This is a genomic window from Aeromonas salmonicida (assembly GCF_028355655.1).
In the GTDB taxonomy this organism is placed as follows: Bacteria; Pseudomonadota; Gammaproteobacteria; order Enterobacterales; family Aeromonadaceae; genus Aeromonas; species Aeromonas salmonicida.
This window is the reverse complement of record NZ_CP110645.1, coordinates 2393046-2407652: the sequence shown is the minus strand read 5'-3', so window position 1 is coordinate 2407652 and position 14607 is coordinate 2393046. Positions and strand designations below refer to the sequence as shown.

The following is a 14607-nucleotide window of genomic DNA, read 5'->3' as shown; positions in this document are numbered from 1 at the left end:
TTTATCCTGGCACCTTGCCCTCCCCCGGGACATGGCTATAATAACGCGCTTATTTGTGTCCCGGGTTTTACGAGCATGCTAGAAGAGCTGAACGCCAAAGATAAATACAGTTTCAACAAACTGCAAAAGCGCCTGCGGCGCAACGTAGGTCAGGCCATCGCCGACTTCAACATGATTGAAGAGGGCGACAAGATCATGGTGTGCCTGTCCGGCGGCAAAGACAGCTTTGCCATGCTCGACATCCTGATGAGCCTGAAGGCAAGCGCCCCCATCCATTTTGATCTGGTGGCCGTCAACCTGGATCAGAAGCAACCTGGCTTCCCCGAGCATGTGCTGCCTGAGTACCTGGCGACCCTGGGCGTTGACTTCAAGATCGTCGAAGAAGATACCTATTCCATCGTCAAGGACAAGGTACCGGAAGGCAAAACCACCTGCGCCCTCTGCTCCCGCCTGCGTCGAGGTATTCTCTATCGCACGGCGCAAGAGCTGGGGTGCACCAAGATTGCCCTCGGCCATCACAGGGATGACATCCTTGAAACCCTGTTCCTCAACATGTTCTACGGCGGCAAGCTCAAGTCCATGCCGCCAAAACTGGTGAGCGACGATGGCAAGAACGTGGTGATCCGCCCGCTGGCCTACTGCAAGGAGAAAGACCTGGTACGTTACGCCGAGGTCAAGGCCTTCCCCATCATTCCCTGCAACCTGTGCGGCTCGCAGGAGAACCTGCAGCGTCAGGCCATCAAGCAGATGATGCAGGATTGGGATCGTCGCTTCCCGGGTCGTATCGAAACCATGTTCACCGCCATTCAGGACGTGATCCCGAGCCACCTGCTCGATCACAAGCTGTTCGACTTCAAGAGCATCAACCGAGACTCCGGCATCATAGATGGCGGCGACAAGGCATTTGATCCGCCCGAACTGCCGACAGCCCCCTTGCTGAACATCGACGAGATGGACATGCTGGATGTGATTGAAGTGCGCTAGGCACTGCACAATCGGTAACGAAATCTGCAACGAAAAAGGAGCGCCTGGCGCTCCTTTTTATCTTTCTGGCGTGACGCTTGCTCAGCCCTTGTGCAACCAGGGGGTCAGTCGCAGTATGTCCCCCTTCAGTTGCAGCTTGCCCGCGGCGAAGTCTGCCAGTTGTGCGTTGCTCAGCAGCAACTGCCCCTCTTGCCAGGAGAGTGGCAGTTGGCGGGCGCCATCAACCAGATAGGCAGTGCCAGTCGGTTGCACCAGTGTCACCCGCACACCCGCCATCTTGGGCAGGAAATACTTGCCGACCATGCCGGCCAGCTTACTCAGCAGGGCCTGCATATCCTGCTGGCGCTTGACCACCTCGGCCACCTTGAGCTCCCACTGGCTGCCTGACACGGGCGGGGTATCGGCCATCACCTGCACCGAAAGATCGCAGGCAGCGTGCGCCTCGGTCAAGCCCACCACCACGGTCGCCTTGTCCAGATTGAGATCATCGTCGTAGGGCAGCCGCAGCTCGCTGTCTACCGTCACCTCGGCAGCCACGTCCCGATCCAGAGTAGAAACCCGGGCCGAGGTGAGCAGGCAACGCTGTCCATTCTGTTGATCTGTCAGATAAAACCCCAGTCTGGCATGGCCAAACTCCCCCTTGGCAAAGGTCTTCATCTGGCTGTAGAAAGTACTGTATTGCAGATCCAGTGAAGGCTGTGCCAACCCCAGGGTGGGCAACAGCAGCAAGCTTGCCGCTACGCCATGTCGAGCCATCTTCATGTGCCATCCTTTTGCATCACGCACTCGTCATGCGTTGAAATCTTGGTGTGCCATCTCTTGGCACTGCATACGCCGGTCAAGCGCTGAAATGATCGGGACCTTCACTCACTTCGGTCACTTCTACCGCGACCCCGCACAGATCCCGATAGAGGATCCCCTTGCAGTTGAAGTAGAGAGGAGCCACCCAGATAAGCCCCAGGCCCATGGGGAGCAGCGCCAGGAAAAACAGCGCCAGCATGACACCGTGCAGCAGCACTATGCTGGGCCAGCCGCGAACAAACAACTTGAGCGACACCAGAATGGCCTGCACCGGTGACAAGCCGCGTTCCAGCACCAGCGGCACGGTAAACACCAGCCCCATGCCGATCAGCGCAGACGGTATGAACGCCAGTATCACCGGCAAGCCCACCAGTTCAAACAGGGGACCGAACAAGCTGGTGATCATGCTGCCCAGCAGGCTCAGGCTGCCGAGGCGCAGGAAGTGGCGAAAGAAATCGAATACCTGGCTCGGACGGGCACGGACGCCGACCGATTGCTGCAATCCCAGCATGTCGAGGGACGAGGTCATGGGGGCCATCATGATGGTGATGAGCAGACTCAGCACCAGGGCAATATCCATCCCCCCTTCCTGATTGACGTAAGGCGCCAGCAGGGTATTGCTCAGCAACATCCAGATGGAGGTAACCCCTACTATGGCCAGCAGCAGGCCAAAACCGGTACGGCGCGTCTGTTGCCAACTCTCTTGCAGTACCCCCTTGAGGTCGAGGCGATATCCCTGACTCAGGGATTGCTCGAGGGAACCACCGATCCGCATTTTATTACTCAATGGACTATCCAACATCAGAAAAACACTATTCAGGGGGCACATTATAGCGATTTGACCCGGTATGCGTAGCCGTTTTTCCCCTTATCTGCTGGTGGGAAAGCCTTTGATTTCATAAGCGCAGACCGGTTCACCTCCTTCCTTTCCCGCCTTGGCCCGCCGTTGTGATGGGCGTAGGATGCCAACAGATATACCGCATTTGCTGACTGCCTCCGCCCTTTCCCATCCGGGCGACGCGAGGAAGACACACTTCACAAGGAGACATGCATGTCTGATTTGACCCTGTATCTCGCCCCTGGCACTTGCGCCATGGCCGTACACATAGCGCTGACCGAGGCCCAGGCCCACCATAAGGTCAAGCGACTCGATCTGGCGGCGGGGGAGCAGCGCTCTGCCGCCTATCTCGCCATCAATCCCAAAGGCCGGGTGCCGGCGCTTGTTACCGAGCGCGGCGTGCTGACTGAAACCCCGGCACTGCTGCTCTATGTGGCGCAGCGCTTTCCCGATGCCAAGCTTGCCCCGTTGGATGACCCTTTTCTGCTGGCCCGCATGCAGGAGGTCAACAGCTTCCTCGCCTCCACCGTGCATGTCTCCCATGCCCACGGACGCCGCGGCAGCCGTTGGGCCGATGATGAGCAGGCTGTCGCCGCCATGCAGGCCAAGGTGCCGCAAAACATGCGCGATGGCTTTGCCGACATTGAACGCCACTATCTGGTCGGCCCCTGGGTGCTGGGGGAGCGTTTCAGCCTTGCCGATATTTACCTGTTCGTGGTCGCCGGCTGGCTCGAGAGCGATGGGGTGGCCATCAGCGAGTTCCCCAGGGTAGCAGCCCACTATCAACAAATGCTCGCACGCCCCGGCGTGCAGCAGGCTCTCGCCCTCTGATCCCGCGCTCCTTCAATCCTCTGCATATGGGTGCCTGCACGCTGTCTGGCACCTCTTTTCATCCTTTTCCCCCGGCATTGAGATCGTTTTCACATTTCTGCCATCTCCCTGTAGATCAAGCGTGCTTTAGCGCCTATCGTTTACCTCATGACGCAACCGGTTGCGTAACCGGTTGCCTTGATAAACATCAGATACGCAGACGCAAGTCTGCCGAGGTGCTGTTATGAAACGAGGCGTACTGCTCAATGCTCCCTTGAGTGCCCTGGTGGCACAGATGGGCCACACCGACGAGATCACAGTGTGCGATGCGGGATTACCCATTCCGGCGGGGCCGGAGCGCATCGATCTGGCGCTGATGGCGGGCACCCCCAACCTGCAGACAGTGCTGAAAGCGCTCCTGACGGATCTTGTGGTGGAAAAAGTGATCATGGCCAGCGAGATAAAGCTGATCAGCCCTGACACCCATCAAGCCCTGCTCGATCAGATCGAGACCCACTCGCTCGAGCAAGGCAAACCCATTGCCATCGAATATTGCCTGCATGAGGAGTTCAAGACCCGCTCCCGCCAGAGCAAGGCGATAGTACGCAGCGGCGAAGTAACGCCCTATGCCAACCTCATTCTCTGCGCCGGCGTGGCGTTTTAAGCCTCTTCAAGGAAGCTGCAATGAGCACAACTCCCTCCCCCCTTTCGGGGCTCACCGGGAGCGTTGACACGCCCCCCTCGCCCATTCTGGAGCTGACCGGGATCGTCAAGACCTTTCCCGGTGTCCGCGCCCTCGATGAGGCAGGACTCAAGGTTTACCCGGGCCAGGTGATGGCCTTGCTCGGCGAGAATGGCGCCGGCAAATCCACCCTGATGAAGGTGCTGACCGGCATCTATCAAGCCGATGCGGGCAGCGTCAGTTACCGCGGCCAGCCTGTGCACTTCAAGGGTCCCCGCGACTCCCAGGATCAGGGCATCAGCATCATTCACCAGGAGCTGAACCTGCTGCCGGAGCTCTCCATTGCCGCCAACATCTTCCTTGGCCGCGAACCGCGTACCCGTTTTGGCAGCATTGACCACAAGCAGTTGCGCGAGCGCGCCAGCAGCCTGCTCGGTCGTCTCGGCGTCAAGCACGGTCCGGATACCCGGCTCGGAGAGCTGTCGATTGGTGAACAGCAGATGGTGGAAATTGCCAAGGCCCTCTCGTTCGATGCCAGCGTCATCATCATGGATGAGCCCACAGATGCCCTGACCGACACCGAAACAGAGCAACTGTTCACCGTAATCCGCGAACTGCGCCAGCAGGGCTGCGGCATCGTCTATATCTCCCATCGCCTCAAGGAGATCTTCCAAATCTGCGACCGGGTTACCGTGCTGCGCGATGGCAAATGGATCGGCGAGAAAGCAGTGAGCGATCTCGATGAAGACAGGATCATCGAGATGATGGTGGGTAGGCGGCTGGAAGAGCAGTACCCGCGCATGCATCGGGAACTGGGTCCCGTCAGCCTACAAGTCAAAGATCTGGCTGGCCCGGGTGTGCGCGGGGTGAGTTTCTCCCTGCGTCAGGGGGAGATACTGGGCTTTAGTGGCCTGATGGGCTCAGGCCGTACCGAGCTGATGAAACTTATCTACGGGGCAAGTCCCATCAGCGCCGGCGCTGTCGAGGTCGATGGCAAGGTCATGGTGCCACGCACCCCTGCCGATGGGCTGGCCGTCGGCATCGCCTATATCTCCGAAGATCGCAAGGGGGATGGGCTGGTACTGGAACTCTCGGTGCGGGAAAACATGAGCCTGTGCGCCCTCGATGAGTTCATCCGTGGCGGCAAGATCGACGGCAAGGCCGAGCGCCAGGCAGTGAGCGACTATGTGCGCCTGTTCAACATCAAGACCCCGAGTCAGGATCAGCTGATAAAGCTGCTCTCCGGTGGCAACCAGCAGAAGGTGGCCATCGCCAAGGGGCTGCTGACCAAGCCCAAGGTATTGATCCTGGATGAGCCGACCCGCGGCGTCGACGTGGGTGCCAAGAAAGAGATCTACCAGCTCATCAACCAGTTCAAGCAGGAGGGGATGAGCATCATCCTGGTCTCCTCCGAGATGCCGGAAGTGCTCGGCATGAGCGATCGCATCATGGTGATGCACGAAGGGCGCATCAGCGCAGAATTCATGTCCGCGGACGCCAATCAGGAGAAACTGATGGCGGCGGCAGTCGGTAAACAGTGGCAATCAGAGCAAGAGGCCTTTCAATGACAACCCAAACCCTTTCCCGCCGCGGCATCATGAGCAAGGCCTGGTGGATTGAGAACAAATCCCTGGTCGCCCTGCTGGTGTTGATTGGCGTGGTCTCCTTCCTGAGCCCCAACTTCTTCACCGCCGACAACCTGCTCAACATACTGCGCCAGACGTCGGTCAACGCCATCATGGCGGTCGGCATGACGCTGGTCATCCTCACCGCCGGCATCGATCTGTCGGTCGGCTCTGTGCTGGCCCTGTGCGGCGCTCTGGCAGCCACCATGGTAGCCATGGAGCTGCCCATAGCGCTGGTGGTGCCACTGACCCTGGGGGCCGGTGCCCTGCTCGGCGGCATCAGCGGCCTCATTATCGCCAAGGGCAAGGTGCAGGCATTCATCGCCACCCTGGTCACCATGACAGCTCTGCGCGGCGTGACCATGGTCTATACCGAGGGGCGCCCCATCTCCACCGGTTTTAGCGAGGGATCCGATCACTTCGCCTGGCTCGGTACCGGTTACCTGCTTGGTCTGCCTGTGCCCATCTGGCTGATGGCCATCGTCTTCCTGCTGGCCTGGTACCTGCTCAACCACACTCGTCTGGGCCGTTACATCTATGCCTTGGGCGGCAACGAATCTGCCACCCGCCTCTCCGGCATCAATGTGGCCAGGGTCAAACTCGCCGTATATGGTCTGTGTGGCATGCTGTCAGCTCTGGCTGGCCTCATTGTCACCTCCCGCCTCTCCTCTGCCCAGCCGACTGCCGGCATGGGCTACGAGCTGGACGCCATCGCCGCCGTTGTGCTGGGTGGCACCAGCCTGATGGGGGGCAAGGGCCGCATCATGGGAACCCTGATCGGTGCCCTCATCATCGGCTTCCTGAACAATGCCCTCAACCTGCTCGACGTCTCGTCCTATTACCAGATGATCGCCAAGGCCAGCGTCATTTTGCTCGCCGTGATGGTCGATAACAAAAGCAATCGATAACAACCTAAGCCATGCCACACACACAAGGAATGAAATGATGAAAAAGCTCAATACCCTGCTCGCTGCCGCCATCATGTCTGTGCTGGGCACCGCCCAGGCCGCCGATCAGACCCTGGCGATGGTGGTCTCCACCCTCAACAACCCCTTCTTCGTCACCATGAAAGAGGGGGCCGAAGCCAAAGCCAAGGAGCTTGGTTATGAACTGGTGGTACTGGACTCCCAGAATGACCCGGCCAAGGAGCTCTCCAACGTGGAAGATCTCACCGTGCGCAAGGTCAACGCCATCCTGATCAACCCGACCGACTCCGAGGCAGTTGGCAATGCCATCCGCCTGGCTAACAAGGCCAACATCCCTGTGCTGACCCTGGATCGCGGTGCCGCTCAGGGTGAGGTCAAAGCCCACATTGCCTCCGACAACGTGGCTGGCGGCAAGTTGGCTGGCGACTTCATCACCCAGAAACTGGGCGCTGGCGCCAAGGTGATCCAGCTTGAGGGGATCGCAGGTACCTCCGCCGCCCGTGACCGTGGCGAAGGTTTCGCATTGGCCGTGGCTGCCAACAAGCTGGAAGTGCTGGCCTCCCAGCCTGCCGACTTTGACCGCACCAAGGGGCTGAACGTCATGGAAAACCTGCTGGCAGCGCACCCGGGCGTGCAAGCCGTGTTTGCCCAGAACGACGAAATGGCGCTGGGTGCCATCCGCGCCGTACAGGCGGCTGGCAAAGAGGTGATGATCGTCGGCTTCGACGGCACTGATGATGGCAAGGCCGCCGTTTCCCGTGGCAAACTGGCCGCCACAGTAGCGCAACAACCGGCCCTGATCGGTGCCATCGGCGTGGAAACTGCCGACAAGGTACTCAAGGGTCAGCCGGTAGAAAAATCCATCCCGGTACCGCTGCAAATCGTCAGCAAGTAATGTGATAGGGGGGAGCTTGGCCTCCCCCTTTGTTTCTTGAGTTTCCATCAGCTGTGCATCTTGGCTTGGGCCCACTCAAACCAAGATGTTCCAAATCAAGGGTGATAAGAATGAATCGTCTCGTTGTTCTGGGCAGTGTCAATGCGGATCATGTACTGCGCGTCCCTCATTTTCCTCGCCCCGGTGAAACCCTGACCGGCCACAGCTATCAGGTGGTACCGGGTGGCAAGGGGGCCAATCAGGCGGTGGCTGCCGCACGTCTCGGCGCCCCTGTCTCCTTTATTGCCCGCATCGGTGATGACGCCATCGGCCAGCAGATGCGCCAGGGTTTCGAGCAAGATGGCATAGACGTCAGTGCAGTAGAACTCGATGAGACCTTGCCCACCGGCATCGCCATCATCTATGTGAGCGACGAGGGGGAAAACAGCATAGGCATCTCCACCGAGGCCAACGGCGCCCTCTCTCCTGCCATGGTCAAACGCCATGAAGCCATGATTGCCGATGCCCATACCCTGCTGCTGCAGCTGGAAGTGCCGCTTGAAAGCGTGTTTGAAGCCGCCAAGCTGGCTAGATCCCACGGCACCCGGGTGGTACTCAATCCGGCGCCTGCCCGCCCGCTCCCGGCCGAGCTGTTGGCGCTGGTGGATCTCATCACCCCCAACCAGACCGAAGCCGAGCTGTTGACCGGCGTCAAGGTGAGCGACGAGGCTAGCGCGGCTCAGGCGGCGGCCCGCTTCCACCAGATGGGAATAAGCGATGTGATGATCACCCTGGGCTCTCAAGGGGTCTATTGCAGCAACGCCCGGCAGCAACCGCTCATCCCGGGGTTTCGGGTTGAGGCAGTAGACACCACGGCCGCGGGCGATACCTTCAACGGCGCCCTGCTGGCCGCCGAGCTTGCCGGTGCAGACTTCAACGCCGCGGTGCGCTTTGCCCACGGCGCGGCGGCGCTTTCTGTCACCAAGTTCGGCGCCCAGAGCTCGATCCCAAGCAAGGTTGAGGTCGACGCCTTCCTGCTTGCCCAGACTGCGCAGGGGCACTGATGGCCAACATCAAGGAGGTGGCGGCGCGGGCAGAGGTCTCCACCACTACCGTCTCCCATGTCATCAACGAGACCCGCTTCGTGGCACAAGAGACCCGTGAGCGGGTCTTTGCCGCCATGCGCGAACTCAATTATGCCCCCAGCCTGGTGGCCCGCAGCCTCAAGGTGAAGGAGACCAACAGTATCGGCATGCTGGTCACCACCTCCAGCAACCCCTTCTTTGCCGAGGTGGTGCGCGGGGTGGAGCGCTACTGCTTCGAGCAGGGCTACAACCTGATGCTGGGCAACACCGAAGGTCAAGCCGAGACGGCGCTCTCCTACCTCAAGATGATGTTGCGCAAGCGGGTCGACGGCCTGCTCATCATGTGCAGCGAGGGGCAACAGGAGGTGTTCAACCAGCTCGACTGGCTCAAGAGCCTGCCCGTTGTGGTGATGGACTGGGGCATGGAGAGCAAGGACGTGGACCTCATCGCCGACAACTCCCATCGCGGCGGTTATCTGGCCACCCGCCATCTGCTGGCGCTCGGTCACACCGATGTCGGTTGCATCACGGGCCCCCACAGCCGAGCCCCCGCCAATCAGCGACAGGCTGGCTTTGAGCAGGCGATGCAGGAAGCGGGTCTGACCGTCAATCCGGCCTGGATCCAGGAGGGAGATTTCGACTGTGCCAGTGGTTTCAATGCCATGCAGCGCCTGCTGGCTCAGCCCAAACGGCCAAGCGCCCTGTTTATCTTCAACGACATGATGGCCATGGGGGCCATCAGTGCCGCCCATCAGGCGGGGTTGAACATACCGCAGGACATCTCCATCGTCGGTTATGACAATGTCGCGCTGGCGCAGTATCTGTCGCCGCCACTCACCACCATCAATCAACCCAAGGAGGAGCTGGGGCGCCTCGCCGTTACCCGGCTGCTGGCACGTATCAATGGGGTGACAGTGGATAACCACCTGATCACTGTTGATCCAGACCTGGTGATCAGACAATCCTGCGCGCCCTTCCCATCCCCCTGACCCGCTGAAAGACGCATGCAAAAAGGGCGATCCATAGGATCGCCCTTTTTATCGCAGCCAGTCAGGCCTGCCGCGCAGCCTGAACATCTGCCGGAATGAGGCGCACCAACCCCAACTGTTGTGCCAGCGGTTGCAACAAGCCGGTGTGGCTTGCGCTCTCCGGCAACCAGTAGCGCACCGGCCAGCCGGCGGCCAGCAGCGTTGGCGTGCTGCTGCCAAGCTCGCTCAGCGCCAGGGTACAACCGCGCTGATTCACCTTGGCCAGCAAGCTGGCATCCTGTTGCAAGGCAGGTAACAGCAAGATCGGCTCGACATGCACAGTGGCAGGTAGATAGGCCAGCACATGGGCCAGCTGGGCCTGATGATTGAGCGCTATCAGCAGTGGTTGAGGCTCACCGAGTGCGGCTTGTTCATGCTCTTGCAGCAACCGCGCGATCACGGGCCCCAGTATGCCCCCCTCCTGCAGCCAGCTCATCTCGCAGGGTGCCAGATTCTCCTGCCAGCGCAGCAACACCCCCCTCACTCTGAGCCCGTTCTCACTGCTCAGCAATGGCATATCGACCACCAGAGGGGATGGTATCCGGTGTGCCAACCAGTCCCGCAGCTGGTGCAACTGACGCTGGGTCAGCTGCAATTGCTGCAACATACCTGGCTGAAACCAGGCGATATCCCCATTGGCATCGCGTTTGGCCTGATTGAGGGCAAGGATGGCCTGATCCAGCAGTCGATTGGGATCCTGCGTCTCCTCTACCTGGGCAACCCCCAGCCGGCACGCCAGCTCGAAACGGCTCTCCCGGGTCACAAACTCGAAATGCAGCAGCTGCTTCAGGGCCTGGATCTGTTCCTCCATGCCCTGTATGTCTTCGGTCAGGATCACCGCAAACTCGTCCCCTCCCAGCCGATACGCGTGCCCGCTGTAGGCCTGCTGCAGCTTGTTCGCCACCGTTTGCAACAACCTGTCCCCCACCTGATAGCCAAGCAGATCGTTGACCTGCTTGAAGCGCTTCAGATCAAGCACCACCAGTGCCTGAGCGCGGGAAGATTGCAACGAGCGAGTCAGCTGCTCCTGCAAGGCCCGGCGATTGCCAAGCTGGGTCAGGGGGTCGAGCAAAGAGAGGCGCCGGTTTTGCAAGTTGGCTCGAATGAGGGCAAACACCAGGGCACCACCGGTCACCAACAGGATCAACTGACAGATTTGCAGCCAGAACAGGCTGCTGCGGATCTGGTTGACCGAGGCTTCCCGCTCCTGACTGGAGAGGATCCGATCGCCCACCACCCCTATCTGATGGGTCTGTTCGGCAATCCTGGTCTGCAACTGCTCGAGCTCGGCCCCTTCGCGCAACTGCCCGGCCTGCATCTGGGGCTCGAGCAGTTTAATCTGCTCGAACAGTCCGGCCAGGGCCTTGCCCAGTCCGTGACGCTCCCGCGCATCGGCGGTCTCGCTGCTGATGAGGAAGATATCCAGCCGGTTCCACAACAGATCGTAATCCAGGCTCAGGGTCTCCATATCCAGTTGCCCGGCCCGGTAGAGGCGCAAGTCGTAGAGAAAACGCTGGGACTCCAGCATCACCTGGCTGATGTTCCAGTGAATGTTGCGATAGAAGGTATCGACCAGCTGCTCCTGGCGGTGCTGCAGATAGAGCCCGCAACCCGAGGAGAACAGAAACAGCAGGGTGATTGAGACCAGGAGCAGATTGTGACGCTGACGACCCATCAGCCGATGATCTCGATGCGGGTTACCTGCCAGACCATGCAGTTATGAATGAGGGGGATATCCAGCTTGGGGTAACTGGAAAGGGGGATCAGCAACCAGAGCGGTCCCTTGTTGCGGCGGGTCAGCGGCTTGCCATCCTCATGGCGCACCAGGGTCAATGGTGCCTCCTCAAACAGGGCGAGATCCACCACCTGCTGATAGCCATTAAGCGCCGAGACCGCAATTTTGCCCGCATTCTTGACCCCTTGCGCCGCCAGCACGGCCGCCAGGGTCGGGCCACGGTAGTCATGCATATCCGTGGTCCAGGGGGTCGCTGTCTTGAATTGGGTTTGCGGCAAGGCGGCCAGCGCAGCGTCATCGAGCGCTATCTGCCGACCATCGGGCAGCACCAGTGTCATCAGGGGTATCGATGCCAATGCGCTGGCACTGACCAACATCAGGAGAAAAAAAGCGATCCATTGCTTCACTAGGGTCATGATCATTTGCGCCAACTGCGTCCCATATTTTGGTTGTCAGTGTCGCGATTTCACACTCTCATTGCAACTGTGACGTCACACAGTAGCTCAGGATCCACGCATCTCCATCCAGTTGTGACCCTCTATCTGTTTGGGTTGATGCACGCCGCAGCGCTCCAGCAACTCGTCAACGAAAGCGGGTACCAGCAGGGAGGCCGGTCCATAGCGCTTCTCGTCAAACTGGCTGCCCACCTCGCTCGGTTCCAGGTTGAGCTCTATGGTATGGGCACCGTTCAGCCCGGCCTCATGCACGAAGCCGGCAGCAGGGTAGACGGCCCCCGAGGTCCCGATGGAGATGAAAAGGTCGCACTGGGCCAAGGCGCCATAGATGCGATCCAGCCCCAGCGGCATCTCGCCAAACCAGACCACGTGCGGGCGCAGCGGCTGGGGAAACTGGCAACAGGAGCACAGTTCATCCTGATGAAGATCGCCGCGCCATTCGATCACCTGGCCCGACTCGGGACAGCGGGCCTTGAGCAGCTCTCCGTGCATGTGGATGAGATTTTTGCTGCCCGCACTCTCGTGCAGGTTGTCGATATTCTGGGTCACCAGGGTGACAGTGCCAGGCAACAGGCGCTCGAGGCGGGCCAGGGCATAGTGTGCAGGATTGGGATGGATCTGCGGTTGTTGCAGCTGATGACGGCGCGAGTTGTAGAAACCCTGCACCAGGGCGGGATCCCGGGCGTACCCTTCCGGGGTCGCCACATCCTCCACCCTGTGCTCTTCCCACAAGCCGTCACAGGCACGGAAGGTCTTGATGCCGGATTCGGCAGAGATACCGGCGCCGGTAAGAATGACGATGTGTTTCGCTGATTGCACCATGACTGCTTCCCTCTGATCCCATACAAGGCTGACCTTAGCACAGGCTGAAAAGGCAGCCTATTCACCCTTGGTCTTATGAGGATACCCGCTTCACAGGGTATCGAGTACGCTCAGATCGAGCCGGACAAACACCAGCTCCCGCCCCGTCACCAGGGTGAGCGGCAGCCCCAACCCGCGCAGGAGTGCCAGCATGGGGCGATTCTGGGCCAATACTTCCGCCGTCCACTCCCGAATGCCCTCGGCGCGCGCCAGCAGTGCCAGTGCCAGCAGAATGCGCCTGCCCGCCCCTCTGTGCTGGAAGTGATCTGCGACCAGACAGGAGAATTCGGCCCGATCCGGGTGCAGCCGCCGACGTATGGACTGGGCCTGGGCCAGCGGCCGCCCCTGACCATCGGTCAGCAGCAGCGCTATCTGGGGGGCTCTGGGATAGTCGAGAAAGAAGGCGAGTTGATCATCGGTAGCCGGCTTTTTTGCCCGCATGAAACGCAGGTAAATGCTCTGCTCGCTCAACGCCTCGTAGGCGGCTCTGATCGATTCCGGATCGGCGCCAGCCAACTCCTGCAAGCGGCAGGGGACCCCGCCCACTTCCATCATCAAGGGCAAGGAGGCCCGTGACGTCGGATGCAGCCAGCCAGCCAGGCTGCGTCGCAAACGCGCCTCATCGGGGGGCCAGCAGAGGTAACGGGGCACGGGTTACCAGCGCCCCATCATGCCGCGATCGCGCCACAGGGTGCTGTCGAGCAGGTTGAAGGGATCATCCAGATAGAGGGCAATGCCAAGCTCTCTGGCCCTATAGATGAAGCGGCCCAGCAGGGAGTCCGCCGTCATGGCCTCGAGCCCCGGGAGCAGGCTCTGCCCCAGCAGCAGGTGCTGCAATGGCACCCTCTCCAGCAAATCAAACGGCATATGCTGGTCATTGTCGAGCAGCAGCGCAAGCTTGACGCCAGCCAGACTGGCTTGCAGCACCAGTGCGAACCGCTCGGCCTGGCTGAGCAGATGATCACGGCGGTGAATGACCAGAGTCAGTTCAGTGGCATCTCGTCCCTGCCTGCCAAGCCAATCCCGCACCAGCTCCCACCGTGGCGGCAAACCTGTCACCGCCAGCCAGATGGGCAGCGGAGATGGCGGGTCTGACAAGAGCCCGAGCAGCCCCTTCTCCTCCCCTTGCCAGCTGCGGACGGTACGGCGCAGGCCACTGAGCCGCTGCTGCCGCTGTGGCCCCAGATAGAGCGCCTTGAGCAGCCGCAGCAGATCATCGCTCAACAGCGGTTTGGCCAGGGCGGCCACCACATTGAAACCCGCATCGTGCAACAGCCGGCGGGCCCCGTCGATCAGGGTCTGATCGTGTGCCGACAGCAATATGATGGGCAGGCCGCTTTGCTGATATTGAGGCTGGCTCATCAGCAGACCGATGGCATCCTGCTCCACCAGGCTGAGATCGCTGATGAGTAGCTTGACGCCTCCCTGTTCCAGGGCATGGATACAGGCATCGCCATCCTGCACCCATTGGCAGGACAGCCCCAATCCCTGGATCTCCTGCTGGATATGGGCGCCTTGAAACGGGTGATCCTCCAGCAACAAGATCTGCATCTGTGCCAGCCACTGCAGCCACTGCTGGTACCTGTCATGGACCCCTGCCAGCCAGTCATCCGAGAGGCGATAGATGCCATCGCTCTGGTTCATCAACTGCGGCAAATAGTCGGCACCGGCGTGTGAGGCGGGGTCAAACAGGGCGATGGCACCGGCGGCGAACAACCCCTCCCACGGCCAGCGGGCATCGGGTTGCGTACGACGCAAGGTGGCAAATTCGGGCAAGGCAACGGCTTTTGCCGCCTGATAGGCCACTCCGTCCAGTGCATAGAGGGTCACCGGATAAAAAAAACGCTCCTGGGTCTCTTCCGAGTTCAGCAACGCCAATAACTCTTCATCTGTGATGATCATG

15 protein-coding genes are annotated in these 14607 nt (G+C 60.3%); 8 read left to right on the top strand and 7 right to left on the bottom strand.

The window, feature by feature from the left end; translation table 11 throughout:
• Window positions 1-75 precede the first annotated feature (75 nt).
• Window positions 76-984: a tRNA 2-thiocytidine(32) synthetase TtcA gene (gene ttcA / locus ONZ54_RS11565; RefSeq protein ID WP_155602655.1), complete on the top strand. Its 909-nt coding sequence runs from the start codon at window positions 76-78 to the stop codon at window positions 982-984.
• Between the two features lie 81 nt (window positions 985-1065).
• Here the strand turns inward: ttcA and ONZ54_RS11560 are convergent, their stop codons facing one another.
• The gene (locus tag ONZ54_RS11560) at window positions 1066-1746 is read right to left on the bottom strand and encodes a DUF2987 domain-containing protein (protein ID WP_271788224.1); all 681 of its coding nucleotides are present in this window, start codon (window positions 1744-1746) and stop codon (window positions 1066-1068) included.
• A 76-nt stretch (window positions 1747-1822) separates the two neighbouring features.
• A complete protein-coding gene (locus ONZ54_RS11555; RefSeq protein ID WP_271788277.1) occupies window positions 1823-2560 on the bottom strand; it encodes a hypothetical protein in 738 nt (245 codons plus the stop codon).
• Between the two features lie 276 nt (window positions 2561-2836).
• On the opposite strand from ONZ54_RS11555, the gene ONZ54_RS11550 reads away from it, so the two are divergent.
• The 7 genes from ONZ54_RS11550 (at window position 2837) to ONZ54_RS11520 (ending at window position 9614) form a co-directional block, all read left to right on the top strand.
• Complete coding sequence (locus ONZ54_RS11550; RefSeq protein WP_271788223.1) at window positions 2837-3454, top strand: glutathione S-transferase family protein; 618 nt, start codon at window positions 2837-2839, stop codon at window positions 3452-3454.
• 223 nt (window positions 3455-3677) lie between these two features.
• Window positions 3678-4097 carry a D-ribose pyranase gene (rbsD, locus tag ONZ54_RS11545; RefSeq protein ID WP_059112702.1) on the top strand — a complete coding sequence of 140 codons (420 nt, stop codon included), beginning with the start codon at window positions 3678-3680 and terminating at the stop codon, window positions 4095-4097.
• 20 nt (window positions 4098-4117) lie between these two features.
• Window positions 4118-5683, top strand: a complete 1566-nt coding sequence (gene rbsA, locus ONZ54_RS11540) for a ribose ABC transporter ATP-binding protein RbsA (RefSeq protein WP_271788222.1) — start codon at window positions 4118-4120, stop codon at window positions 5681-5683.
• A complete protein-coding gene (gene rbsC / locus ONZ54_RS11535; RefSeq protein ID WP_021138712.1) occupies window positions 5680-6648 on the top strand; it encodes a ribose ABC transporter permease in 969 nt (322 codons plus the stop codon). The genes rbsA and rbsC overlap by 4 nt, the downstream gene beginning before the upstream one ends.
• A 37-nt stretch (window positions 6649-6685) precedes the next feature.
• Entirely contained in the window at window positions 6686-7561 is an 876-nt protein-coding gene (gene rbsB / locus ONZ54_RS11530; RefSeq protein WP_021138711.1) for a ribose ABC transporter substrate-binding protein RbsB, read from the top strand.
• A gap of 110 nt (window positions 7562-7671) precedes the next feature.
• Window positions 7672-8604, top strand: a complete 933-nt coding sequence (rbsK, locus tag ONZ54_RS11525) for a ribokinase (RefSeq protein ID WP_271788221.1) — start codon at window positions 7672-7674, stop codon at window positions 8602-8604.
• A complete protein-coding gene (locus ONZ54_RS11520; RefSeq protein WP_021138709.1) occupies window positions 8604-9614 on the top strand; it encodes a substrate-binding domain-containing protein in 1011 nt (336 codons plus the stop codon). Before rbsK ends, ONZ54_RS11520 begins: the two co-directional genes overlap by 1 nt.
• Before the next feature lie 61 nt (window positions 9615-9675).
• Here the strand turns inward: ONZ54_RS11520 and ONZ54_RS11515 are convergent, their stop codons facing one another.
• The 5 genes from ONZ54_RS11515 to ONZ54_RS11495 all read right to left on the bottom strand — a co-directional run bounded on the left by ONZ54_RS11515 (window position 9676) and on the right by ONZ54_RS11495 (window position 14606).
• Window positions 9676-11328, bottom strand: coding sequence for a GGDEF domain-containing protein (locus ONZ54_RS11515; protein ID WP_271788220.1), 1653 nt, complete (start codon window positions 11326-11328; stop codon window positions 9676-9678).
• Window positions 11328-11804 carry a putative pterin-binding protein gene (locus tag ONZ54_RS11510; RefSeq protein WP_059167855.1) on the bottom strand — a complete coding sequence of 159 codons (477 nt, stop codon included), beginning with the start codon at window positions 11802-11804 and terminating at the stop codon, window positions 11328-11330. The genes ONZ54_RS11515 and ONZ54_RS11510 overlap by 1 nt, the downstream gene beginning before the upstream one ends.
• Window positions 11805-11891: 87 nt before the next feature.
• The gene (cobB, locus tag ONZ54_RS11505) at window positions 11892-12665 is read right to left on the bottom strand and encodes a Sir2 family NAD+-dependent deacetylase (protein ID WP_005315566.1); all 774 of its coding nucleotides are present in this window, start codon (window positions 12663-12665) and stop codon (window positions 11892-11894) included.
• A 90-nt stretch (window positions 12666-12755) separates the two neighbouring features.
• A complete protein-coding gene (locus tag ONZ54_RS11500) occupies window positions 12756-13355 on the bottom strand; it encodes a GNAT family N-acetyltransferase (protein ID WP_271788219.1) in 600 nt (199 codons plus the stop codon).
• Between the two features lie 3 nt (window positions 13356-13358).
• Window positions 13359-14606: a response regulator gene (locus ONZ54_RS11495; RefSeq protein ID WP_271788218.1), complete on the bottom strand. Its 1248-nt coding sequence runs from the start codon at window positions 14604-14606 to the stop codon at window positions 13359-13361.
• Between the last annotated feature and the right edge of the window lies 1 nt (window position 14607).

Bases quoted from the DNA above. Each gene is read 5' to 3' on its own strand.
- ttcA (WP_155602655.1), top strand. From the start codon at position 76: ATGCTAGAAGAGCTGAACGCCAAAGATAAATACAGTTTCAACAAACTG.
- ONZ54_RS11560 (WP_271788224.1), bottom strand. From the start codon at position 1,746: ATGAAGATGGCTCGACATGGCGTAGCGGCAAGCTTGCTGCTGTTGCCC.
- ONZ54_RS11555 (WP_271788277.1), bottom strand. From the start codon at position 2,560: ATGCGGATCGGTGGTTCCCTCGAGCAATCCCTGAGTCAGGGATATCGC.
- ONZ54_RS11550 (WP_271788223.1), top strand. From the start codon at position 2,837: ATGTCTGATTTGACCCTGTATCTCGCCCCTGGCACTTGCGCCATGGCC.
- rbsD (WP_059112702.1), top strand. From the start codon at position 3,678: ATGAAACGAGGCGTACTGCTCAATGCTCCCTTGAGTGCCCTGGTGGCA.
- rbsA (WP_271788222.1), top strand. From the start codon at position 4,118: ATGAGCACAACTCCCTCCCCCCTTTCGGGGCTCACCGGGAGCGTTGAC.
- rbsC (WP_021138712.1), top strand. From the start codon at position 5,680: ATGACAACCCAAACCCTTTCCCGCCGCGGCATCATGAGCAAGGCCTGG.
- rbsB (WP_021138711.1), top strand. From the start codon at position 6,686: ATGAAAAAGCTCAATACCCTGCTCGCTGCCGCCATCATGTCTGTGCTG.
- rbsK (WP_271788221.1), top strand. From the start codon at position 7,672: ATGAATCGTCTCGTTGTTCTGGGCAGTGTCAATGCGGATCATGTACTG.
- ONZ54_RS11520 (WP_021138709.1), top strand. From the start codon at position 8,604: ATGGCCAACATCAAGGAGGTGGCGGCGCGGGCAGAGGTCTCCACCACT.
- ONZ54_RS11515 (WP_271788220.1), bottom strand. From the start codon at position 11,328: ATGGGTCGTCAGCGTCACAATCTGCTCCTGGTCTCAATCACCCTGCTG.
- ONZ54_RS11510 (WP_059167855.1), bottom strand. From the start codon at position 11,804: ATGACCCTAGTGAAGCAATGGATCGCTTTTTTTCTCCTGATGTTGGTC.
- cobB (WP_005315566.1), bottom strand. From the start codon at position 12,665: ATGGTGCAATCAGCGAAACACATCGTCATTCTTACCGGCGCCGGTATC.
- ONZ54_RS11495 (WP_271788218.1), bottom strand. From the start codon at position 14,606: ATGATCATCACAGATGAAGAGTTATTGGCGTTGCTGAACTCGGAAGAG.